At 63.5% G+C, this 21,843-nt stretch carries 19 protein-coding genes and 1 pseudogene; 3 read left to right on the top strand and 17 right to left on the bottom strand.

Annotated elements, in window-relative coordinates:
• Positions 1-125: 125 nt before the first annotated feature.
• From glmM to MHX52_RS06425, 8 genes are all read right to left on the bottom strand, one after another.
• Positions 126-1,469 carry a phosphoglucosamine mutase gene (gene glmM, locus MHX52_RS06460; RefSeq protein WP_035003055.1) on the bottom strand — a complete coding sequence of 448 codons (1,344 nt, stop codon included), beginning with the start codon at positions 1,467-1,469 and terminating at the stop codon, positions 126-128.
• A gap of 160 nt (positions 1,470-1,629) precedes the next feature.
• Entirely contained in the window at positions 1,630-2,190 is a 561-nt protein-coding gene (gene rpsI, locus MHX52_RS06455) for a 30S ribosomal protein S9 (protein ID WP_005291842.1), read from the bottom strand.
• Positions 2,190-2,633, bottom strand: a complete 444-nt coding sequence (gene rplM, locus MHX52_RS06450; RefSeq protein WP_034984948.1) for a 50S ribosomal protein L13 — start codon at positions 2,631-2,633, stop codon at positions 2,190-2,192. Before rplM ends, rpsI begins: the two co-directional genes overlap by 1 nt.
• Before the next feature lie 297 nt (positions 2,634-2,930).
• Positions 2,931-3,866 (bottom strand): PRC and DUF2382 domain-containing protein, encoded by a 936-nt coding sequence (locus tag MHX52_RS06445; RefSeq protein WP_035003054.1) that lies wholly within the window; start codon positions 3,864-3,866, stop codon positions 2,931-2,933.
• Between the two features lie 385 nt (positions 3,867-4,251).
• A complete protein-coding gene (locus tag MHX52_RS06440; protein ID WP_034984950.1) occupies positions 4,252-4,533 on the bottom strand; it encodes a WXG100 family type VII secretion target in 282 nt (93 codons plus the stop codon).
• A 60-nt stretch (positions 4,534-4,593) separates the two neighbouring features.
• Positions 4,594-4,881 (bottom strand): WXG100 family type VII secretion target, encoded by a 288-nt coding sequence (locus tag MHX52_RS06435; RefSeq protein WP_070488703.1) that lies wholly within the window; start codon positions 4,879-4,881, stop codon positions 4,594-4,596.
• 150 nt (positions 4,882-5,031) lie between these two features.
• Positions 5,032-6,360: a type VII secretion-associated protein gene (locus MHX52_RS06430; protein WP_239317210.1), complete on the bottom strand. Its 1,329-nt coding sequence runs from the start codon at positions 6,358-6,360 to the stop codon at positions 5,032-5,034.
• Between the two features lie 53 nt (positions 6,361-6,413).
• A complete protein-coding gene (locus MHX52_RS06425; RefSeq protein ID WP_239317208.1) occupies positions 6,414-9,590 on the bottom strand; it encodes an FtsK/SpoIIIE domain-containing protein in 3,177 nt (1,058 codons plus the stop codon).
• 233 nt (positions 9,591-9,823) lie between these two features.
• On the opposite strand from MHX52_RS06425, the gene MHX52_RS06420 reads away from it, so the two are divergent.
• Positions 9,824-10,975, top strand: coding sequence for an EsaB/YukD family protein (locus MHX52_RS06420; protein WP_239317207.1), 1,152 nt, complete (start codon positions 9,824-9,826; stop codon positions 10,973-10,975).
• Positions 10,975-11,826, top strand: a pseudogene (locus MHX52_RS06415) (S8 family serine peptidase); the annotation flags it as partial. The gene MHX52_RS06420 and the pseudogene MHX52_RS06415, both read left to right, overlap by 1 nt.
• A gap of 218 nt (positions 11,827-12,044) precedes the next feature.
• Here the strand turns inward: MHX52_RS06415 and eccB are convergent.
• Both eccB and truA read right to left on the bottom strand, forming a co-directional pair.
• Positions 12,045-13,340, bottom strand: a complete 1,296-nt coding sequence (gene eccB / locus MHX52_RS06410; RefSeq protein ID WP_239317206.1) for a type VII secretion protein EccB — start codon at positions 13,338-13,340, stop codon at positions 12,045-12,047.
• Positions 13,341-14,655: 1,315 nt separating this feature from the next.
• Positions 14,656-15,660, bottom strand: coding sequence for a tRNA pseudouridine(38-40) synthase TruA (gene truA, locus MHX52_RS06405; RefSeq protein ID WP_239317205.1), 1,005 nt, complete (start codon positions 15,658-15,660; stop codon positions 14,656-14,658).
• Between the two features lie 93 nt (positions 15,661-15,753).
• On the opposite strand from truA, the gene MHX52_RS06400 reads away from it, so the two are divergent.
• Positions 15,754-16,368: a cation transporter gene (locus tag MHX52_RS06400; RefSeq protein WP_035003043.1), complete on the top strand. Its 615-nt coding sequence runs from the start codon at positions 15,754-15,756 to the stop codon at positions 16,366-16,368.
• Positions 16,369-16,727: 359 nt separating this feature from the next.
• Here the strand turns inward: MHX52_RS06400 and rplQ are convergent, their stop codons facing one another.
• The 7 genes from rplQ to MHX52_RS06365 form a co-directional block, all read right to left on the bottom strand.
• Complete coding sequence (gene rplQ, locus MHX52_RS06395; protein WP_239317203.1) at positions 16,728-17,291, bottom strand: 50S ribosomal protein L17; 564 nt, start codon at positions 17,289-17,291, stop codon at positions 16,728-16,730.
• A 55-nt stretch (positions 17,292-17,346) separates the two neighbouring features.
• The gene (locus tag MHX52_RS06390) at positions 17,347-18,360 is read right to left on the bottom strand and encodes a DNA-directed RNA polymerase subunit alpha (RefSeq protein ID WP_035003040.1); all 1,014 of its coding nucleotides are present in this window, start codon (positions 18,358-18,360) and stop codon (positions 17,347-17,349) included.
• Positions 18,361-18,504: 144 nt separating this feature from the next.
• The gene (rpsD, locus tag MHX52_RS06385) at positions 18,505-19,110 is read right to left on the bottom strand and encodes a 30S ribosomal protein S4 (protein ID WP_005291869.1); all 606 of its coding nucleotides are present in this window, start codon (positions 19,108-19,110) and stop codon (positions 18,505-18,507) included.
• Between the two features lie 26 nt (positions 19,111-19,136).
• On the bottom strand, positions 19,137-19,541 hold the full coding sequence (gene rpsK, locus MHX52_RS06380; RefSeq protein ID WP_005291870.1) for a 30S ribosomal protein S11: 405 nt from the start codon (positions 19,539-19,541) through the stop codon (positions 19,137-19,139).
• Between the two features lie 3 nt (positions 19,542-19,544).
• A complete protein-coding gene (rpsM, locus tag MHX52_RS06375; protein WP_005291872.1) occupies positions 19,545-19,913 on the bottom strand; it encodes a 30S ribosomal protein S13 in 369 nt (122 codons plus the stop codon).
• Between the two features lie 244 nt (positions 19,914-20,157).
• Positions 20,158-20,376 (bottom strand): translation initiation factor IF-1, encoded by a 219-nt coding sequence (infA, locus tag MHX52_RS06370; RefSeq protein WP_003854422.1) that lies wholly within the window; start codon positions 20,374-20,376, stop codon positions 20,158-20,160.
• A 249-nt stretch (positions 20,377-20,625) separates the two neighbouring features.
• Positions 20,626-21,819, bottom strand: coding sequence for a dicarboxylate/amino acid:cation symporter (locus tag MHX52_RS06365; RefSeq protein WP_070488721.1), 1,194 nt, complete (start codon positions 21,817-21,819; stop codon positions 20,626-20,628).
• Between the last annotated feature and the right edge of the window lie 24 nt (positions 21,820-21,843).

Genomic DNA, 21,843 nt, shown 5'->3' with positions numbered 1-21,843 from the left:
GCACAAGCGCCTCACACAAGCGCTTCGCGCTGCACAACAAAACATCCGCACAGTTAGACTGCGCGGATGTTAAAAAGGTTCGCCGGAATTTCCGGGGGTCTTGGGGCTGTCGTGAGAGTGTGCGCCTAAACCTCCGCCACCACGGCTGCGAGCTTCCCCGCGATGCGACGGGCCGTGCCCGGATCGGCGGCCTCCACCATCACGCGGAACAGCTCCTCGGTGCCGGAAGGGCGCAGTAGCACGCGGCCAGCGTCGCCCAGATCCTCCTCCGCCTTGGCGATGGCCTCGACCACGCGCTCGTCGTCGGCGATCACGGATTTATCCGCCACCGGCACATTGATCAGCGTCTGCGGCAGAACCGTCATAACGCTGGCCAGTTCGGACAGCGGCTTGCCGGTCTGCGCCATGCGCGCCATCAACGTCAGCCCCGTCAGGGTGCCGTCGCCGGTGGTAGCGTGCTCGGAGATGATGACGTGGCCGGACTGCTCGCCGCCCAGCGAAAGATCAGAGGCCAGCAGCTCAGCCAGCACGTAACGATCGCCCACCTGCGTCTCCAGCACCTTGATGCCGTTGGCGCGCATGGCCAGCTTCATGCCGAGGTTGGACATGACGGTGGCAACCAGGGTGTTCTGCTTCAGCTCCCCGTTTTCCTTCATCGCCACGGCCAGGATCGCCATGATCTGATCGCCGTCTACGACATTGCCCTCGGAATCCACGGCCAGGCAACGATCCGCATCACCGTCGTGAGCCAGGCCCAGGTCCGCCTGGTGCTCCAGCACGGCCTTCTGCAGAACTTCGATGTGAGTGGATCCCACCCCATCGTTGATATTGAAACTATTCGGGCGGCTGTGGATCGCCACAACGTCCGCGCCGGCCTGGCGGTAGGCCTCCGGGGCGGCGGTAGAGGCCGCGCCGTTGGCACAGTCCACCACCACGCGGATGCCATCCAGCGGGTGGTTAATCGCCGTGCCGACATGAGCCAGGTAGCGCTCCAGGGCGTCGTTGGACTCATCCAGGATGCGGCCGATCGCCGCGCCGGTTGGGCCCGTCTCGGGCAGCTCCAGCATGGTGGCTTCGATCTCGTCCTCCACGTCGTCCTGCAGCTTGCGGCCGCCCGCGGCGAAGAACTTAATGCCATTGTCCGGCATGGGGTTGTGGGAGGCGGAGATCATCACGCCCATGTCGGCGCCGAAGTCGTCGGTGAGGAAGGCTACGGCAGGCGTCGGGATCACACCAACATCCAACACGTCCACACCCTGCGAGGCCATGCCCGCCGACAGAGCGGCCGTCAACATCTCCCCCGATACGCGCGGATCGCGGCCCACCACAGCGGTCGGGCGGCGGCCACCCACTTCCTCCTTGGATACCAACACGCGCGCGGCGGCGGCACCCAGCTTCATCGCCAGCGGCGCGGTCAGCTTCCTGTTCGCCAGGCCGCGCACACCATCAGTTCCGAACAATTTACCCATAGGGCGAGATCTTACCCGGCCACCCCGCAGGTCGGGTGGGTGCCACTCCCGTGTAAAGGCAATTCATCCGAAAGCTAGACAAAAGGGAAACCCCCACGTCCCAACCGAAAAGTTGATCGGTTGGGGCGTGGGGGCGTCGCCACCAAAAAGATGGAGCGATTTAGCGCTTGGAGTACTGCGGTGCGCGACGTGCCTTGTGCAGGCCGGCCTTCTTGCGCTCCACGGCGCGAGCGTCGCGGGTCAGGAAGCCAGCGCGCTTCAGGTCGGTGCGCTCTGCCGGGTTGTACTTGTTCAGTGCGCGGGCGATAGCCAGGCGGAAAGCACCAGCCTGGCCGGAGGGGCCGCCACCATTCAGGTTGGCCTGGATGTCGAACTGGTTCTCGCGGTCCAGCAGGACCAGCGGAGCCTTGATCAGCTGCTGGTGCAGCTTGTTCGGGAAGTAGTCCTCCAGGGAACGGCCGTTGCACAGGAACTCGCCGGAGCCCGGAACCATGCGGACGCGGACGACGGCCTCCTTGCGGCGGCCAACGGTCTGGATGGTGCCCTCGAAGACGACCGGCTCAGCCTCAACCTGCTCAGCCTCGTCCTCGGAAGCGATGGAGTCACCGATGGTGGCAACGAACTCTTCGTTCACTGCGTCGGTAGCGGTGTACTCGCCCTCGAAGTTCTCCTCGACAGCAGCGTTCTGCTCGTCGGTTACGTTCTCGTTGTACTCAGTCATTACTGTGCCACCTGCTTGATCTCGTAGGTCTCAGGCTTCTGGGCCTCGAAAGTGTGCTCCGGGCCAGCGAAGACGCGAAGCTTCTTGATGGACGCGCGGGACAGCTTGTTGTGCGGCATCATGCCCTTGACTGCCTCCTCGATGACGCGCTCCGGGTGCAGCTCCAAGGAACGACCCAGGGACATGGTCTTCAGACCACCCGGGTAGCCGGAGTGACGGTAGCGCATCTCACGCTCGCGCTTGTTGGAGGAAATGTGGACCTTGTCCGCATTGATGATGATGACGTTGTCGCCGCAGTCAACGTTTGGTGCGAAGTAGGGCTTCTTCTTGCCGCGCAGCAGGTCAGCTGCGGTAACAGCAAGACGACCCAGCACCACGTCGGTGGCGTCGATGACGTACCACTTACGGGTGATGTCACCGCTCTTCGGGTGGAAAGTAGTCACAGGGGACTCCTTAAAGTCTTGATCTTGGAACTGCCAGCCAGATGAACACTTAAACGTGAAGTACGTGAGTGCTTCTGCGGCGGCCGGTTGGGACCCGCAGAAATGCATGCGCCCGGGCAGGCCGGGCACTGTGCACACAACCCTTGGGAGTTTAGTGCAGGTTGGCGCGCAGACCAAAACGCCTACCTGGGCGCGCGAGCTGGTCGCCGCCAACGTTGCACAGTAAAGAACCCCGGCTTTAGCTCTCCCCTGCCATTGGGGAGGGCGAGCCGGGGCTCTGTCGCTGAGTCCTTGTTGTTACTTACGGACGTCGCCGTCAAGGTTGGAGTCGATCTGCTCCTTGCGGACCTCTTCGGTGTGACGCTCGGTCTCGGTGATCTGCTCCTTGTTCAGGGATACCTTCTCCACCGGGACGGTCTCCTTGTTCACAGAGACACGTTCTTCGTTCAGGGTGACAGAGGCTTCCTGACCAGCTTCGTCGATGTTGCCCTTGAGGTTAGCTGCTTCTTCCTCGGAGATCGGAGTGCGCTCGACGCGAACCTCTTCGCGGGTGACCGGAACCTCTACGGTCTCGGTGTCGGTGACTACGTACTTGCGCAGGCGAGCCTCGCCGGTCTGCACCTTGTCCTTCTGAACATTCAGGCGCTCCTCGGAGCGGATGATCTCGCCCTCATTGTTCACGGCAGCCTCGCGGTTGGCGGCGTCAGTGTTAGCAGCTTCGCGCTCGGTGGCACCCGCCTGGTCCGCGTTCGCACCTGCAACGCCTGCACCAGCAACACCTGCGCCTGCAGCACCCACGCCAGCGCCAGCAGTGGTGTTACCACCGGCAGCCTCGTGGCGATCCAGGGTGGAGCGCTCCTCGCCTGCATCCTTCGCGCCTGCATCCTGGTTGCCAGCGCCCTCGCCGTAACGGGTGGTGTCCTCAACATTGTCAAGGCCGTAGTGGCGGTAGATCTCGTTCTGCTGCTCCGGGGTCAGAGCCTGGTCAGCGTCGAAGTCCGGCGCGTCCTTGACGCGGTCCTTGGCGAAAGCCAGGTTCAGGTTCTCGCCGTCGAACTTGTGGCCGCGCATCGGAACCAGGCTGGAGTTCATGCCGAACAGGCCGTGGTTAACCTCAACGAAGGTGGGCTGGCCGGACTTGTCGTCAACGAAGATTTCCTTGACGCTGCCCAGCTTGTCGCCAGCGTTGTCGTATGCGGTTGCCTTGAAAAGATCCTTGATGTCGTTGCTCATTTTGTTAATAAATCCTTTCACCTTGTTGGTACGCAATACGGGGGTTTGTCTTGCTTGGTGAGTACCAACAGTGGGGAATTACGTAGTGGTGTAACAACAGCAGTGGTGTAGCTGATTGTTGTCGTCTTTCCCGTACACAAAAGACGCTACGCATGGTTTTATTAACACTTCAACCAAAATGCTTTCCAATAGGCATGAAGCTAGATTTATCCACCCCATTCTCCCAGGTCATTGCAAACATCACGATTGTGTCAAGTTTTCTAGCACTGCAACCCGCCCGCTTATTCCACAACGCGAGGCGTCAATTAAAGAAAAATCTCAGGCTCCCCTTTTCCATTTCAAAGGGGGCCTGAGAATATGACGGGAGAAGATTGTTTAGCTGGCTTTATGCCCAGCTATTTGCTGCATTGGTGTTGATTTCACTCATGCGATCATTTGCCTGGCGGACGGTGCGGGCGATCTGCCCCAGCACCTCGTTGATCTCCTGTGCGGAGTCATCCCACTTCTTCTGAGCAGCTTGGTAGCTGTCGGAGGCCGCGCCCTCCCACTCGCTAACCATCGGCTGCAGATCGCGCTTGAGGTCTCCCAGCAGACCGTTGATAGTGCCGTTGCCACGGTTGATGTCATCCGCAGCATTGGCGATTTGTGCAAAGTTGTACTGAATCATTCCTGTCCCCTTCTGTAATGAATTCTGTAATGAATCTCTTGTGGGTCCAACGGACCCGGGTTAGGCGTTGAAAGCTGCCGCGTTGTCCACGTCAGTGGTATCGAAGTCGCCTGCGTTGGCGCGGATGTTGTCCGCGATGCTCTGCAGTGCCTCGTTGAGCTTCCGCGCGTTCTCGTCCCAGCGCTCCATCAGCGAGTGGAAGGAGACCTGAGCCTGCCCCTTCCAGCTGCCGGAAACGTCGTCCACAACGCCTCGCAGTCGGCTGAGCTCGCCCTGGACCTCGTCCTTCACACGGTCGACGTTGTTCGCCGCCTGGTTCATCGTGCTGACATCTGTTTTAAAGCTCATGCCTTAAAATCCCCCTGTTGAAAATTCTGCAATTTGTCGATCATGCCGCCGGGTATCCCCTTGAAAACCCTGTTGAAGGCGCCATCGTAAGGGTTATACTCGCCGTCCTGTGAAAAGGTTCACGGTAGTCCCCACATTTCCTGCTTTCCCCTATTTTTCCGGACGCGCCGTCGCTACAAACTCCTGGCACACCTTTTCCCGCTGCTCATTCCACTGCCTGTACTGGCAGCCCACCGAAATCTGGTGCCCGTCCACCAGCCGCACGTGCCACAGAGTCGTCGAACTCGGATAGTTCTCTTCGTAGCTCACCGGCTGGGTGGACACAACGGTCACCCCGCTGTCGCCCGCGCTCACATCGTTCAGTGCGCCGAGCATCGCCGCATCCATCTCCTCCTGCGTCTTCAGTGGCGTCTCCTTGGCCGCCACCAGCACGCGCATCCCCTCGTCATCGCCGACATATTCCTCGCGCGCACGGGTTGCACCACCCAAGTGCCACCCATCCACGTTCACGCTGATCGGTATGTCCGCGCGCCGTGAACTCTGGTCGGCCGTGGTCACACCCCTCCTGTGCGGCTCGGGGAAGGGTTCGTCTGCAACGGGTTCCTCCGACTCGACACTCGAGTCACCCTGCACGCTCGCAGTGCTCTCGGTACTTCCAGTAATTCCAGTGCTTCCTGTACTTCCCGCACCATCGGCGCTAACCGTGTTCTCTGCTGCCTGCGAGTCGAACACCGTGAACGTCGCCACCAGCCCGCCGACGATAAACAGCGCCAAGGCGGCCAACGCCGCGGGCAGCCTGCGGTTGTCTTTTCTTTCTTCCTTTCTTATTGACGCCCCCTCCTCCACCTCCTGCCACTCATCCGTTTCCTCTACGGGCTCTGCTGCCCCGCTGTCTACCTCTCCGAGGCGAACGGGTTCGGCAAGGTTAAGGTGTTGCAGCTCCTGCTGCGCCAGCGCGAGCTCGCTAGCCACCCGCAGCACCATGTCGTTATCCACCAGCCGCGCACGCACGCCCATGATCCGCAGATAGTGCACAACCTGCACTGCAAAGGAACCGGTGACGAGAACGTCTACCTCCCGCAGTCCGATGCCCCAGGGGAACAGCTCGCGAGGCTCCGGCGGGTTCACCGCCGCAGCCTCCGGGTGTTCCTGCCTTTGTTCCAGCACCTCGCTGACCATCTCAAAGAGTTCAGAGAGCCTGCCGAGGCTCAGCCCGGAACGCTGGAACTCCACGTCGTCCATTGCGTCCGCTCTACTCACGGCACCCGCGGCGCTCGCAGTGCCCGTGGCCCCCGCTGCGCTATCGGCTCCCTCGTACTGCAAGTATCCCGGCCGTTGCATCTCGGCATCGCCGGTCACCACGAACCCCGTGGCCAGATCCGTCACCGTCATGCCACTGACCAGCACACCCGATTCCTGCAGCGCCAGCGCCTCGGCCAGCAGTCCCCGGGCTTCCCCAATCTTCTGATCTACCCTCATTTTCCCCACCCCGCTCATTACTCTCAATCGTTCCTAGTTACTCTCAACCGTTCTCAGTTCTCTTCTGCCATTTCGGCCACGTGCACCGTCCAGGTTTCTTTGTGCACATAGGCGGCGCGCCCCTGTGGGCGTCGTACTAAACGAACCCCCGCGATCGGTCCATCCTCGCGCGGCGCAGAAAACAGCAACCACGCGCTCTGGTCGCGCATGGCCTGCGTCAACGGCTGATAGGCCGCGCGGGCGAACTGCCCCGAGCGGCGGCCGAGCACCAGGTGCAGGCCAATGTCGGCGGCGTACGGCAACAGGGGAAGCAGCTGGTCGAGACCGGGATCGGCGTCCGCATCGTCGACCACCACGAATAGCTCCGGCCCGGACCACCAGGAGCGTTCCCGTAGCTGCTGCGGGGTCACGTCGCTGCCTGGAATGCGCTCCCGCAGCGTGGCAACCCAGTCGGCCAAGTCCGCGCGGAAGTCCTCCGGCACGCGGTAGCCCGCAACCCCCAGCAACCCGCGGCGCGTGTCCGTGACCAGGAACTCCGGCGGCTCGCCGGTGTGGCTGCGGGTGTCAGCGACGGATTGCATCACGGCGCGCAGGGCGGTCGTCACACCGCTGCCCGCCTGGCCAATGGCCACCAGGTGGGGGAAAGTACCCCGATCCCAGCGGACCGGATCCAGGCGCGGGCCGCCGATAGCGAATGCCTGCGGGTCGCCCAGCTCCTTCCAACCGATGCGCTCCGGCAGCACCCGCATGGCCACCTCCGTCTCGCCGCGACGGGCACTTTCCATCCGTACGTGCTCGACGTCCTGCGCGGTGGAGTTTGCGAACTGCACGTGCTTGCCGCGGGGCGACACACCCCGGCCAGGCACGTCGGGCAGGGATTTCTGCGCATCGCGGAAGTGCGCATCCAGCGGGGTCATCCGCAGTTCGATCTGGCCGGTCAGCACGTCCCGCAGCGAGGGGCGGAAGTTCCACCGCAGTGCTGTGACCACCACGTGCAGGCCGCGCTCCAGCCCGGTGGTGGCCAGGCGGATGAGGCGCTGCTCCTCCTCGCCCGTCCCACCGCTGGCCGTCCCCACCTGGTCTAGCCCATCAATGATCAGCAGGCGCTGGCCCTCCGTCTGCTCCATCTCATCGAACAGGCGCGCCAACCCATCGGGCCCCACCACTGCCGCCACCTGCGGCAAACGCGCGAGATCCCGCAGGCCGCCGCCCGGGTCGAAGATGTACACGGGCCAGCCCGGCGAGCTGAGAACCCACCCCAACACCAGGCTGCGCACCGCCGTGGTCTTGCCCGTGCGCGGCTGACCGACGATCGCCCAATGCTTGCGGCGCAGGTCCACATCCATCGGTACCTGCAGCCCCTCGAAGGGCAGGTCCTCCAGGCCGATGCGGGCCACGCCCGGCGCGCGGGGCTCCATGACCTCGCTGGCGGGTAGGTCTTCCGGCAGAGGCGGCAGCCACACCGGGTTCTTATTCGGCCCCTCTAGCCGGTCAATCACCATCTGCATGGTGGTGGTCTCCGCCTCCACGGTGGAGCCCAGCACTCGCACCAGTCGCTGGTCGCGGGGCAGTTCCGGGCCGGAAACATAGGCGGAGTGGAAGCGCACTTTGTCCCCGGCGGAAAGAATCGCCGCTCCTGGGGTTGCGGGCAGCTCGTAGGCCTCGGTGGTGCCGATCAGCGCCCGGGATTCGGAGGCAGAGAACGTGCGCAGGGCGATGCGGTAGCTCAGGTGGGATTCCAAGCCGCGTAGGCGCCCTTCCTCCAGTCGCTGGGTGGCCAGCAGCAAGTGCATTCGCAGGCTGCGCCCCAGCCGCCCGATCGCGGCGAACACCTCGGCGAACTCGGGCCGGGCGTGCAACAGCTCGGAGAACTCGTCCACCACGATAAACAACGCAGGCATCTGCCCCGGGTAGGCGCGGTTGTATTCCGCCGCCGTGGTCAGGCCTGCGGCGCGGAGCTTTTCTTGTCGCCGATGCATCTCCCCCAGCAAACTATCCTGCATTCGGTCGACCAGCCCCGCCTCCTCAGCCAGGTTGGTGATCAGCGCAGAAGTGTGGGGCAACCGGTCCATTCCCAGGAAGCTGGCGCCGCCCTTGAAGTCCACGAGCACGAAATTCAGCTCCTCCGGGCTGTGCTGGTGGGCGAAGCTAATCACTACGCTTTTCAACAGTTCCGACTTCCCGCTACCTGTCGCGCCCACGCACAGGCCATGCGGGCCGATGCCTCCCAGGGCGGATTCCTTGATGTCCAGGTACACCGGCGCGCCAGAAAAACCGATGGGCGCACGCAGGTCACCGCCCGGCAGTTCCAGCAGTGAGGTACTGGATTTCACGGTGGACCTGGCGCGGCAAATCTGCGCCAGCTCCACCGCGCTGAGCTGGTCGGCCACTCCGAAGGGCACCCAGCCGTCGACGGTCCAGGCGCTCAGCAGGCACCCGCCGGCGGCATCGTCCACCTGCAGCAACAGGCCATGCCCTTTGGCATTTTCCACCCACTCGTCGCTCGGGTCGGTAACCACCGCGCCGGCGACCACGGGGCTTTGTCCCGTGCAGAAGTGCACCTTGCGCGGCCCGTCGTGCGGCAACCACTCCTCGAAAGGCCCGGTGATCCCGATGATGTCCGGGTCCTGCATCGCCAGTTGCGCCTGCATGGCACGTGCCAGGCCAGCAGCCCCGTCGCCGAGCAGCACGATGCAGTGGAAGCTGGCCAGCTCCACGGATACCGGCGCTTCGATGGTGGCGTAGCGCAACGCGACCTCCCGCAGGCTCATGGCGCTGACCGGCTCCAGGTCCTCCGGCGGAGCATTCACCGGCACTTCCAGCGGATCGTCCGGGGTCTGCACTGCGGTGCCGATGCGCACCACGCCCGGCTCGGCAGTCACGTCGGTGCCGGTGTGCACATGCGTCCACAGAGCCTGCGGGTGCGGGTGGGCAGCCAACATACCCTGCAGCTGCTCGTCGTGGCTGCGCTGCACGCTGTCCTTCAGCGCGTCGATATGCCGGTGGAACGAGCGCCGCGTCTCGTCCACATTCGCCCCCGGCTGGAACATCATCGCCATGCTTCCCAACATCATCAGCGGAAAGATGAAGCTAATCGGGTTGCGCCCCGACCCGGAAAGCACCATGGCGGCCACCATGCCCACCACCGCGATCAGCATGACGGCAGGCATCAGCAGCCTGATGAACGGTTGTTTGTCTTTCGGCAGCGTCGGCGGCGCCTGTGTTTGCATGGTGAAAAATCCCCCGGTTACCTGCTAGTCCCCAACTAATCCCCATCCAACCCCCTGGATGTGGTTTTTGATTCTAAACCTTCCCCGGACAACCCGCAGGGCAAGCGAGCTCGCCTCGCCTGGGTTACTATCTGTGCCGTGTAAGAAACACCGGCGGGGTCCAAAGGGGGGATCCTCGCTGCACACTCAATCGGGCACGGTCTAAACGTGCACCACCAGGGGGATTTTCTACTGTGCTAGCTCTCAGCATTTCCGTGCCCGCGAAGGGCACCACCATCAACGCTGCCATCGCCGACCATGTGCCCGTCGCGGAGCTCATTCCACACCTCGTGGATGCGGAACCGGGGGAACACTGGACTCTCCACCGGGCGGTTGGGCAGGTTCAGCCCCAGCACACCCTGGCGGAAGCTGGGGTGCGCCCCGGCGAGTCGCTGACCTTGCAGATCGCTACCGTTCCCGCCCCGCCGGCGGAGGCGGTTGAGGAGCTCTCCGGCCCCATCCCCGCCAGCCCTGCTGCCTGGATCGCCGCAACCATCGTTGCGCTGTTCAGCCTGCAAGCCGCCCCTGCGTGGCACCCTTTGGACAATCAGCTGGTTGGAGCTGGGGGCGTCCTTAACCTCAACCATTCGGCAGATACCGCAACGATCGTGGCAACCGCAGTGGCGGCACTGGCTACGGCGGCGGCTTCGCTGCACCACCGCAACTTCACCTACCTGGCCGCGATCCTCGGCTTCGGGCTGGGCCTGCACGTGAATGTGCTGTGCGCGTGCTTTGTGGCGGCCCTCATGGTGTGGCGCAGCGGCCCGGCGCGGATCGTGACGGCCACATGGGTGGTGTTCGCGGCGATGAACTTCTGGCCGGGGGTTACGCTGCTGCTGGCGATGTTCGCGCTGGCTTATTCGGGGCAGATTGCGATCGGACTGGCGGGTATCAAGTTGCCGAAGGTGCCCGCGACTGGCGTGTTTACTCAGCCGACGACCACCCGTGCGGGCCAGGTGGTGGAGGTGCATTCCGCCCTGGTGGTGGCAATCGTGGCGGTGCTGGGTGCGTGCGTGTACCAGCTGGCGCCGTGGGGTGAGCCGCTGAGCCTGTGGCGTGCGGCGCTGTTGGTGCTGGTGGCCGTGCTGGGCGTGAGTGCTCGCAGCACCCGGCCGGTGCATTCGGTGGCGCTGGCGGTGCTTTCCGCGGCGACGATTCTGTGGTTGGCGCTGCACGAACCCTGGGGTGCGGTGTGCCTGGTGCTGGTTGGTCTGCCGGCGGTGCGCGTGCAGTCGCCGATGCTGGGCCGGGTGATCGACATGGTGGAGGCCGTTGCGTTCTGTCTGGCCATCCCCCTGGCGCTGCAGACCACAGGGATCTTCGAGGCGATTCGGGGCATCGGCTGATGATCATCCAGGATTCCTCGCCGCACGGGAACTGCCAGGAAGGCACCGTTGCGGCGCCGGGTACCTTGCCTTTGCCGGATATTGACGCCCCCTCGTGCCCAGCGCTGCACGCCCTGTCCCGGGGCCGGGACGTGGACGTGGCTGTGGTTGATACGGGTTCCGCCGGGCCGGGCGTGGTGGGAGACCGTGATTTTTGCGTGCTGCACGGGTCCGTGGTGACCAGCGTGTTGCGGGCAATAGCGCCGGAGGCAAAGGTGCATTCGTTTAGGCATAACGCGGTTGCCTCCCGTGCTGAGGGCACGGTGGAGGATCTGGTTCGCGCGATCGACCGGGCGCTGAAGGCGCGGGTGAAGATCATCAATATTTCGATGGTGGCCTGCGAGGATACGGCGGAACTGCGGGAGGCCATAGGGCGGGCAGAGAAGGCCGGGGTGCTGGTGGTGGCTTCCACGGGCAACACGGGCCAGTGCCCGGAGGGGGCGCCGACATTTCCTTCCAGCCTGGATTCCGTGCTGGCCGTGGGCGCGGTGACGCCGCGGGCACAGGAGCTGGCGGCAGGCGCAGGGGCCGGTGCAGGGTCAGCTGCCGGGAAGGAGAACTCCGCCGACCAGGGTCGCGTGCCCGCGCAGTACAGCGCGCCGACGCACTGGGTGGATCTGTTCGCCCCCGGCGGGCCGGTCGAAGGGCAGGTGGATGTGCGCGGGAAGGTGCACACCATCGTCGGCAACCCCGATCCTTTCGAGGGCACCAGTTTCGCCGCGCCGGTGGTGTCCGGGACAGCGGCGCTAGTCTGGCAGATCGTCCCGCACCTCAGCGCACGGGAGGTCCGCGAACTGCTGACCTCCACAGCCTCTCCCGGCGCGAGCGGACCGGGATTGGGGAAGCAGATGTTGGTTGTGAATCCCGCCGCGGCCGTGGATAAGGCGCTCGACCTGCGGGATGCGCGGATCCGCGTTGGCGACAACGGCAGCGACGGCAACAATGGCAGCATTGGCAGCGATGGCTCGACCGGCGCACACTACGAGCTGCAGACCGTCAGCACCCAGCCTCACCAGCCGGGGGCCGCCGACTATTCCGTGCCGGTCGTGCTCTCCCTCGTGCTGGCGCTGGGCATCATCGCCACGGTCGTCTGCCGGGCCTTCTCTGCAGACAGCAGGCCGCCGTCTGGCAGCGAGGCCACTCGGGCGAACTGAACCTCCTGTTCCGCGGTGAACCCCAGGGCGCGCAGCTCGGTCTGGCTGCCCACGGAGTAGCGCACTCCGTTATCACTGACCAGCACGTATCCGCGCTCCGTCTTCAGCGCCGACGTGCCCCGCGGGCCGTAGTAGGCGGTAGGTTCGTCGGCAGCCAGCACGGCGCTGATTCCGGCTGAGTCCGCGCCTGTGCCATCCTTCCCTGCGCCGCTGCCGACTGTGGCTCCATCCTCCGGCTCCGCCAGCCCCTCCGGCCCCGCGCACACCATCTGCGGCTGCGCCCACGTCACGGGCTGCTCACCGTCGAACTCCGGGATTCCCGCCAACACGTCCACGCTCGGCTGGCGCATCACATCCGCCAGCGGGGCCTCCACCGGCGGCACGGGGCTGCTGGCCAAAGCAAAGTCACGCCGCGAACCTTTGACCTCCCCCACGCCCGCTCGGTCCACCAGAAACGCCCGGTCGCCAGCCGTGATTACCCTGCCCGCCACGTCGAAAGGCGCGGGCATCTTCGTCTTCCCCGCCGGCATGGCGATGTCGGGGCTGCGACGAAACTGCTGGACCAGCCCATCACTGGCGGGCACCGCCTCCGTGCCGAAAGCCCGGGCTGCATCTGGGGTTATGCGGGCGCGAGTGGTGGCGTCAATAAGCCAATAACCCGAAGGCGCAGCCAGCAGAGCGTGGCGATGAGCCTTGATGCGTTCGACGGCCACGACCGTGCCCACGCCACCGTCCGTACGGTCGCAGTACAACCACTCGCGGTCCGGAGCGGCGGAAAGCCCCGGCACCTGCGGAATACCAATCGGCTGCCCCAACGGCACCTGGGATAGCTGCTCAGCCGTGGTTTTCTGCACCTCGACGGGCTGCTGCAGAATCAGCCGCGCGGAGGCGACGTTCGTAATCGGATGGTAGGAATCCTCCAGGCGCAGGTGCAGCGTACCTGTCTCGTCGGCCACCAGGTCGGCTCCGTCCAGGCTCGGCTGTGGGCGCAGTAGCCCCAGCATCACCGCGCCACCGGCGATCAGGAGGCTCAGCAGCACGCCGACGACCAGCGCCCGCCGTTGGCTGCGGAGCGGATCATGAGCCATTCGCGGATCCCCAATAACCAGCGCGAGCTCGAGCCTACGCAGCAGAAAATTAAACCCAGATACTTGTATCCCCGTTGTGCGCATGGTTACTGCGCTCCCCCTTTTATTGTGTTTTGTTGTTTCTAGCCCCCGCTAGCGCGCTTAAGTATTTCATGGTTGAATTGCTTGCGCGAGGCGAACCTCGCATTCGGGGGAATTTCATACTTTGGGGGTTGGGAATAATGGGTTCAGCGGATCTGTTGGCTGCCGATACTGCCGATGTTGGACATACGGCCTGGTGGGCATGGGTTTTATGCGGTTTGGTGGCGATCGGGTGCATCGCGGCGGGCTGGTTCGCCTTCGCCCGCAGCCGCGCCACCACGGACCAGGGCACACGCTGGTTCCGCCTGCTCTGCGTGCACGACAGGTTGTGGGGCGAGCCGTCGTCGCGGCGGATTTCTGCCGACCGGTTGGCCGGTGGTTTGGGTCTTTCTCTTATGGACGCCACCCTCTCCACCGCTACCGTCCCCACCAAACCTTTCGGGCGCGGCTGGTTGGGGGATGCCTCTGCCACCCTGGTCGGCGTGCCAGAGCACGCGGCGGCGCGGATGCCTTTTGCCGCCAGCGGGTGCGGGGTATGGGCTCTGCCTGCGGAGGCTCCGCCGGAGGGCGCGCAGATATCCGGCTTGGCGAACCAGTTGAGCGTTCCGCCTGCACCGGGATGGTTTATCGGGCTGACCGACGCGGGCGAATCCATGCTGGTGCACCCCATTCCCGGCGCGACTTTTGCGGTGTTTGGCACGAGTGCGCAACTGCGCGCGCTGGAGGGGTCGATGAACTGGCCGGAGGAGCTCTTCGAGCTGCGCAGGTTTAGCGGTGGTGTTGGCGGGGCAGCCGACCCAAGGGAGGCAGCGCACTTGCCGAATGCGTCGGGTACGACGAATCAGACGGATCCGACAGATCCAGCTTCAAGCAAAGAGGACACGAAAACTCGGGTGTTGCTCGTGGAGATTCCTGCAGCCTTGCGCGGTTCACGTCATGGGAGTGTTGGCTTCGCCGCTGCGGAGGACGTGCTCGCCCAGGGGCGCGAGCGCCTGCAACTGTTGGGGCACCCTACAGTGGATGTGTATATCGCGGTTCCGCCGGTTGGCACGGGCACGATCCTGGCTCACGGTGAACACCGGGAGTACTTCAACTTCTTCGCCGTCTCGGCGCCCGCGCCGAAGCCAGCACCGAAACCTGCGACACAGACCGTGCCACAGCTCGCGCCGAAACCTGCGCCGCAGCCGGTTCCACAGAATGCGCCGGTTGCCACCCCGGCCACGGCTCCGAAGGCGGGCGTAGCCACTCCCGCGCCCGCTCGTTCAAGGCGTGCAAAGCATCGCCGCGCGAGGGCGAATGCTCACAAGCACCGCTTCCCTCACGGTGCGGTATCTGGCTCCGTGGCTGGCTCTGCATCCGGCGCGGTATCTGGTCCTGCGGCTGGCTCCGCATCTACTGGGTCTGCGTCCGCCGAGCCACTCCCACTCCCGACTGGGGAGCGCTTGGCGCGCGTCGTCAGCGCGCGTTCCGCCAGCTCCTCGTCGGCCGGGTAATCCACCCGCACCAGGTTCAAACCAGCCGCCGGCGCGACCGGCACGGCCGAACTGCGCTTCGTCTCCTTCAACAGCCCCGGAGTGAAATCCTCCGGTCGCTTGCCCGATCCGACCGTCAGGGCCGCCCCCACCAGGGATCGCACCATCGACCAGCAGAAAGCATCCGCCGTCACGTGCGCCTCGTAAGTCTGCGGTTCCGCCTCCGTGGAGACGTCCACCCAGCGGAACTCCTGCAGCTCGCGAACTGTCGTGGCACCCTCGCGAGCTTTGCAAAACGCCGCGAAGTCGTTCAAACCGATCAGCGCATCGGAGGCCGCCTGAGTTTTCTCCAAATCAATCGGGTGGCGCCACGCTGCCGTATCCCGCGCCCGCACCGGCACGGGGCCGGCCGGATGAGTCGTCACGCGATAAATGTAGTGCCGGCGCAGCGCGGAGAAGCGGGCGTCAAAACCCTGCGGAGCAACACTTGCCCCGTGCAACCGCACGTCCGCCGGCAACATGCGCGACAGGCGCCGCACCAGATCCTCCGGGCGAGTCAGCGAGCGCTGCTCGAAGGCGTCCGCAGGGATGTCCGCGTGGCAGACCTGGCCGCTGGCATGCACGCCCGCGTCGGTGCGCCCGGCAACGACCAGCTCAATGGGATGGCGCGTGACCAGTGACAACTTCTCCTGCAGCACTCCCGCGACCGTGCGCAAGCCCCCGGACTGGGTCGCCCAGCCGTGAAAATCCGTGCCGTCGTAGGCCACGTCCAGGCGCACACGCACCAGCTCGTCGGCTGTGTCGGGCTGATCGGCCGGCTTAGCCTCGTCGGCCGGGTATTTGTCGGACATGGTCGGGGCGGCTCCTTAGGATGTACGTTCGTCTAGCTGCTGCTGGGCTGCTGCATTCGCCATTGTCACTGTGCGCGCCTTAGTCTAGTCTGCATTCAAGACAACGAATTCTCTGCCTCTACCCTCGACTCGCGCGCCCGCCGCCTAGTCGCGTGGATCGCTGCTCTTAACGGGCTTGGCTTCGTCGTTCAGGTGACGGTTGCGCTGGTCATCGGCTCCGCCGCCCTTTTTGCTGACGCCGCAGACTTCCTCGAAGACACCCTCATCAACGTTCTGGTACTTACCGCCCTGGGGTGGTCAGTCGCCAGCCGCCGGAAGGCCAGCTATGCCCTGGCAGGGTTGATTCTGATTCCGGCTTTCGCGGCCTTCGGCACGGCCGCGTGGAAGGTGGTGACGGGCACTCCCCCGGAGCCCGTGACTCTGAGCGTGACGGCCATCGGAGCGCTGGTGATTAACCTCGTCTGCGCAGTGCTTTTGCTGCGGCTGCGCGGGGCGGATAGTGCGTTGGTGCAGGGTGCTTGGCTGGCCGCGCGGAATGATGCGGCGGCTAATGTTCTGATCCTCGGCGCCGGTGTGGTGATGATCTTCTGGGCCAGCGCGTGGCCGGACATTGTGGTCGGCGTGGTCATCGGTCTGATTAACCTCTCGGCGGCGAAGGAGGTCTTTGAGCAAGCTCGAGCGGAAGAGCCGGAGCTCGAGATGGACTAGGCGAACCGGCCAATGTCGTTAGAACGGGAATACGTGCGACGAAAGTAAAGTGCCGGCAAAACGAAAACTCTCTGACCTGCACTTTTGCAGAACTGCAAATCGTTCGCATTAACGCATTCCCGATCTAACGACATTCGGCACCCAAACCCACCACAAACCCCGCCCAAACCCAACACAAACCCACAAACCCCGCCCCGCACAGGCCAGCAGGCGCACCCTTGCCTGTTCGGTGACATCGGGGCCGGCGGAGGCGGGTGGCGTCAATAAATAAGCAACCAATAGGCAACAAAAAAGGCGGGCCACGAGCTACCCGATTGGGTAACCGTGACCCGCCTCAAAGCTAGGCGAGAGCGCCGGACTTACTTGTCCTCAGCAGACTCTTCAGCCTTGGCCTCGTCGGCAGCCTCAGCAGCCTCAGCCTCAGCGGCCTTGTCGGTTGCGGTGTCAGCCTCAACCTCCGGAGCCTCCTCAGCCTCTTCAGCCTTAGCCTCAGCAGCCTCGGCCTCAGCCTTCTTGGCCTTGGAAGCAGCAACGCGGTTAGCGCGCTCTGCCTCGGTGGAGGCCAGCGGCTCCGTCACCAGGGAGATCTGGGAGATCGGAGCGTTGTCGCCCTTGCGGTTCTCCAGCTTGATGATGCGGGTGTAGCCACCCGGACGGCCTTCGAACTTCGGAGCCAGCTCGTTGAACAGGTAAGCAACAACTTCCTTGTTCGGGATGAGCTTCAGCACGTTGCGGCGATCCGCCAGGGTGCCGCGCTTGGCCTTGGTGATGATCTTCTCGACGTAGGGGCGCAGCAGCTTCGCCTTTGCGTCCGTGGTCTTGATGGCGCCGTGCTCAAACAGCTGAGCAGCGAGGTTGGACAGGATCTTCTTCTGGTGGGAAGCAGAACCGCCCAGGCGGGCGCCCTTCTTTGGGGTAGGCATTAGTTCTCCTCGTGTGGATCTTTAAATCAGTGAGCGCGTGCGGTTAACCACCGGGTTATTCCGCGATGTCCTCGCCCTCGGTGTCGATGAACTCGCCGGTCTCTGCGTCGTAGCCCTCGATATCGGTGATATCGAAGCCCTCCGGAGCGTCCTTCAGGCCCAGACCCAAGCCAGCCAGCTTGACCTTGACCTCGTTGATGGACTTCTGGCCGAAGTTACGGATGTCCAGCAGGTCGGACTCCGTGCGTGCAGCCAGCTCGCCGACGGTGTGAATCTCTTCACGCTTCAGGCAGTTGTAGGAGCGGACGGAGAAGTTCAGGTCCTCGATCGGCATGCTGTAGGCAGCGATGTGCTCGCTTTCCTGCGGCGACGGGCCGATCTCGATGCCCTCTGCTTCGTGGTTCAGCTCCTGGGCCAGACCGAACAGCTCCACCAGGGTCTTGCCTGCGGATGCCATGGCATCGCGGGCGGTGATGGAGTTCTTCGTCTCCACGTCCAGAATCAGCTTGTCGAAGTCCGTGCGCTGTTCCACACGGGTTGCCTCGACCTTGTAGCTGACCTTCAGAACCGGGGAGTAGATCTGGTCGACCGGGATGCGTCCGATCTCAGAAGAAGCTGCAGCAGCCGGAACGTAGCCGCGGCCACGCTCGACAGTCATCTCGATTTCCAGCTTGCCCTGCTCGTTCAGGGTGGCGATGTGCAGGTCCTGGTTGTGAACCTCCACGCCAGCCGGAACCTCAACGTCGGCGCCGGTAACCTCGCCCGGGCCTTCCTTGCGGATGAACATCGAGACGGGCTCGTCGGAGTCGCTGGACAGAACCAGGGACTTGATGTTCAGGATGATGTCGGAAACATCTTCCTTCACGCCCGGGATGGTGGTGAACTCGTGGAGCACACCCTCGATGCGCAGGGAGGTCACTGCCGCGCCCGGGATGGACGACAGCAGGGTCCGGCGCAGGGAGTTACCCAGCGTGTAGCCGAAGCCCGGCTCCAGCGGCTCGATGACGAACCGGGAGCGGGAATCGTCGATGAACTCTTCCGTGAGCGCGGGGCGCTGTGAAATGAGCATTGTTTAAGCTTCTCCTTTTCCGGCGACCGCTATATGACGCCGTTAGGGGGACTACCGCCACCAGGTTTGGTAGACGGTGCGGACGGTAGAAAACCGCGTTTGGTGTTCTATCCGAAGTAATTCTAACGAATAGGTTCGTCAGGTTTACTTCGAGTAGAGCTCGACGATCAGCTGTTCCTGCAGCGGAATGTCGATCTGAGCGCGCTCGGGCAGCTGGTGCACGAGGATGCGCAGAGTGGACGGTACGACCTGCAGCCAAGCAGGAACGATCGTATCGACCAGGGCTTCCTGAGCCTCTTCGAACCACAGCATCGAGCGGGACTTCTCACGCACGTCGATGATGTCGTACTGGGAGACCTTGAAGGAAGGAACGTTGACCTTCTTGCCGTTCACGGTGAAGTGACCGTGGGAAACCAGCTGGCGAGCCTGGCGGCGGGTGCGTGCCAGACCTGCGCGGTAGACAACGTTATCCAGGCGAGACTCCAGCAGGATGACCAGGTTGTCACCGGTCTTGCCCGGGCGACGGTTGGCCTCTGCGTAGTAACGGCGGAACTGCTTCTCCAGAACGCCGTAGGTGTACTTCGCCTTCTGCTTCTCCTGCAGCTGCAGGAGGTACTCGGACTCCTTGATGCGAGCACGGCCAGCCTGCCCCGGAGGGTAGGGGCGACGCTCGAAGGAGTTGTCGCCGCCGACGAGGTCGACGCGGAGGCGACGGGACTTACGGGTTACGGGGCCGGTATAACGAGCCATTTTTGATCCCTAATCCTTTCTTCTCTTTAGACGCGACGACGCTTCGGCGGGCGGCAGCCGTTGTGCGGCTGCGGGGTGACGTCGGCGATGGTGCCAACCTCGAGGCCCGCGGTGGACAGGGAACGGATAGCGGTCTCGCGGCCGGAGCCCGGACCCTTCACGAAAACGTCAACCTTCTTCATGCCGTGGTCCATTGCCTTGCGGGCAGCGGACTCGGCAGCCATCTGAGCAGCGAAGGGGGTGGACTTACGGGAGCCCTTGAAGCCGACGTGGCCCGAGGAAGCCCAGGAAATCACAGCGCCCTTCGGGTCCGTGATGGACACGATGGTGTTGTTGAAGGTGGACTTGATGTATGCGTGGCCATTGGCCACATTCTTCTTTACGACGCGACGGCCAGTACGGCGCGCGCCGGAACGAGTCTTCGGAGGCATAGGTTACTTCTTCTTTCCTGCGATCGTCTTCTTGGGGCCCTTACGGGTACGAGCATTGGTCTTGGTGCGCTGACCGCGGACCGGCAGGCCACGACGGTGGCGCAGGCCCTGGTAGGAACCAATCTCGATCTTGCGGCGAATATCGGCCTGGATCTCGCGGCGGAGGTCACCCTCCACCTTCCAGGTGTTCTCGATAACGTCACGCAGAGCGGACAGCTGCTCGTCGGTCAGATCCTTGGAGCGAAGATCAGGGGAGATGCCGGTCTTTTCCAGCAGCTCCTTGGAACGGGCGGGGCCGATTCCGAAGATGTAGGTCAGTGCGACCTCCATGCGCTTCTCGCGTGGCAGGTCAACACCAGCAAGGCGTGCCATAGGGCATTTTCCTTCCGGTTTAGCGACGGTTTTCTCCACACTCGTCCCTTTTGATCCTTCGAGTATTTCGCCAACAGTCACGGAAGAGACTGTTCGGGCACTAGGTGCCTTGAACGTGCGAAACCAACACCCCAACTATTGGGGTGTTGGAAGGAGGGCTCCGGCCGCCGCGGCCAGAGGTAGTGACCAGGTAGCTGCCGCCTCGGCGGGGCTACCTAGATTGGATGTATGGAGGCTTAACGATTTACTTGTAGCGGTAAACGATACGCCCACGGGTCAGGTCGTAGGGAGACAGCTCCACGACAACCCGATCCTCGGGGAGAATACGGATGTAGTGTTGGCGCATCTTGCCGGAAATGTGGGCCAACACCTTGTGGCCGTTGTCCAGTTCGACACGGAACATCGCATTTGGCAGGGGCTCGACGATGCGACCCTCAACCTCGATGGCGCCTTCTTTTGCCATATCCTCCAACGTTTCCCCAGCTCAGATGGCTGGTATGGGTGATGTTTTGCTACATACGGTGCAGTCTCAAGACCTCCCACATGGCAGCCACCTAGGGCACTTACCGATGCGAAAGCCTCATGCACCAACTGCTTACAATACACGCGACCTGCACGGATGCCAAAACGCTCGCGCCAGCCCCTTCGGGAGCTAACACGAGCGCTTTTCTTTTCTAGCGGCCGCACCTTGACGGCGGCCCGGGCTGTACCTCTAAGCGGGCTGCTCCTCGCGACGCAGTTCGCCCTTCGCCAGGCGGTTCACGGTCAGCGCAATCGCGCCGTCACCGGTGACGTTACATGCGGTACCGAAGGAGTCGATGGCGATGTAAGCGGCAATCATCAGTGCCACCTGGCCATCGTCGAAGCCCAGCTGGGACTGCAGCAGACCCACGGCCGCCATAATCGCACCACCCGGCACACCTGGAGCTGCGATCATCATCACGCCCAGCAAGAAGATGAAGCCCAGGGCCATGCCTGCGGTCATGTCCACGCCCGTCATGTAGACAATGGAGAACGCAAACAGAGCGATCTTCTGCATGGAACCGGATAGGTGCACCGTTGCACACAGCGGCACCACGAAGTCGGCGACAGACTGGGATACCCCGTTCTTGCGAGTGCACTCCAGGGTCACCGGAATGGTTGCGGCAGAAGAGGAAGTACCCAGGGCGGTGAAGTAGGCGGGCAGCATGTTCTTTAGCGCCGTGAACGGGTTGCGCTGCGCGAAGAGTCCGGCCAGCAGGTATTGCAGCGCCAAGATGGCCCATGTCATCAGTACGGCGAGGATCAGTACCTTAGAGAACTGCGTCAGCGTGAGCTTCAGGTTGCCGTTCATCCCCATGGTCAGGAACACGCCGAAGATGTAGAACGGCAGCAGCGGGATGATGAAGCTCTGGATGACCTTCATGGTCACCTCGCGCAGCTCCTCAGCACCCTTGTACAAAACTTCGGTGCGCATCGAGGCCATAGCGATACCTACGGTAAATGCCAGCAGCAGCGCGGACATCACGCCCAGCGGTGGGTCCATCTCTACGGAGAAGAACGGCGCCAGCGCGCCTTCGTCAATATCCTTGGCCTCGATCATCGACTCATTGCCCAGCAGCGAGGGGTAAAGCCCTTCCGCCACGCCGTAGGCGATCAGGCCGGAAATGATGGTGGAGACGTAGGCGATGCCGGCGGTCACGCCCAGCCACTTACCTGCCCCGCGCCCCAGGCTGGCGATAGCCGGGGCGATCAGAGCGAAGATCAGAACCGGGACGAAGAATCCTAGGAAGTTACTGAACAGCCCATTGAAGGTCGCAAATACGCGGCCGGCCCATTCCGGGAAGAAGAGGCTGCAGACGATCCCCAGGACGATCGCGACGATGATCTTGAATATCAGAGAATTAAGGAATCGGGATCCATTCATGCTGGCGCTTTCCCTTTGCACATA

The sequence above is a fragment of the Corynebacterium sp. ACRQJ genome (genome assembly GCF_022346045.1).
Lineage (GTDB): Bacteria > Actinomycetota > Actinomycetes > Mycobacteriales > Mycobacteriaceae > Corynebacterium > Corynebacterium evansiae.
The sequence above is the reverse complement of the archived record's forward strand: the minus strand, read 5'-3'. Positions and strand labels throughout refer to the sequence as shown.

Bases quoted from the DNA above. Each gene is read 5' to 3' on its own strand.
- glmM (WP_035003055.1), bottom strand. From the start codon at position 1,469: ATGGGTAAATTGTTCGGAACTGATGGTGTGCGCGGCCTGGCGAACAGG.
- rpsI (WP_005291842.1), bottom strand. From the start codon at position 2,190: ATGACTGAGTACAACGAGAACGTAACCGACGAGCAGAACGCTGCTGTC.
- MHX52_RS06445 (WP_035003054.1), bottom strand. From the start codon at position 3,866: ATGAGCAACGACATCAAGGATCTTTTCAAGGCAACCGCATACGACAAC.
- MHX52_RS06440 (WP_034984950.1), bottom strand. From the start codon at position 4,533: ATGATTCAGTACAACTTTGCACAAATCGCCAATGCTGCGGATGACATC.
- MHX52_RS06435 (WP_070488703.1), bottom strand. From the start codon at position 4,881: ATGAGCTTTAAAACAGATGTCAGCACGATGAACCAGGCGGCGAACAAC.
- MHX52_RS06430 (WP_239317210.1), bottom strand. From the start codon at position 6,360: ATGAGGGTAGATCAGAAGATTGGGGAAGCCCGGGGACTGCTGGCCGAG.
- MHX52_RS06425 (WP_239317208.1), bottom strand. From the start codon at position 9,590: ATGCAAACACAGGCGCCGCCGACGCTGCCGAAAGACAAACAACCGTTC.
- eccB (WP_239317206.1), bottom strand. From the start codon at position 13,340: ATGCGCACAACGGGGATACAAGTATCTGGGTTTAATTTTCTGCTGCGT.
- truA (WP_239317205.1), bottom strand. From the start codon at position 15,660: ATGTCCGACAAATACCCGGCCGACGAGGCTAAGCCGGCCGATCAGCCC.
- rplQ (WP_239317203.1), bottom strand. From the start codon at position 17,291: ATGCCTACCCCAAAGAAGGGCGCCCGCCTGGGCGGTTCTGCTTCCCAC.
- MHX52_RS06390 (WP_035003040.1), bottom strand. From the start codon at position 18,360: ATGCTCATTTCACAGCGCCCCGCGCTCACGGAAGAGTTCATCGACGAT.
- rpsD (WP_005291869.1), bottom strand. From the start codon at position 19,110: ATGGCTCGTTATACCGGCCCCGTAACCCGTAAGTCCCGTCGCCTCCGC.
- rpsK (WP_005291870.1), bottom strand. From the start codon at position 19,541: ATGCCTCCGAAGACTCGTTCCGGCGCGCGCCGTACTGGCCGTCGCGTC.
- rpsM (WP_005291872.1), bottom strand. From the start codon at position 19,913: ATGGCACGCCTTGCTGGTGTTGACCTGCCACGCGAGAAGCGCATGGAG.
- infA (WP_003854422.1), bottom strand. From the start codon at position 20,376: ATGGCAAAAGAAGGCGCCATCGAGGTTGAGGGTCGCATCGTCGAGCCC.
- MHX52_RS06365 (WP_070488721.1), bottom strand. From the start codon at position 21,819: ATGAATGGATCCCGATTCCTTAATTCTCTGATATTCAAGATCATCGTC.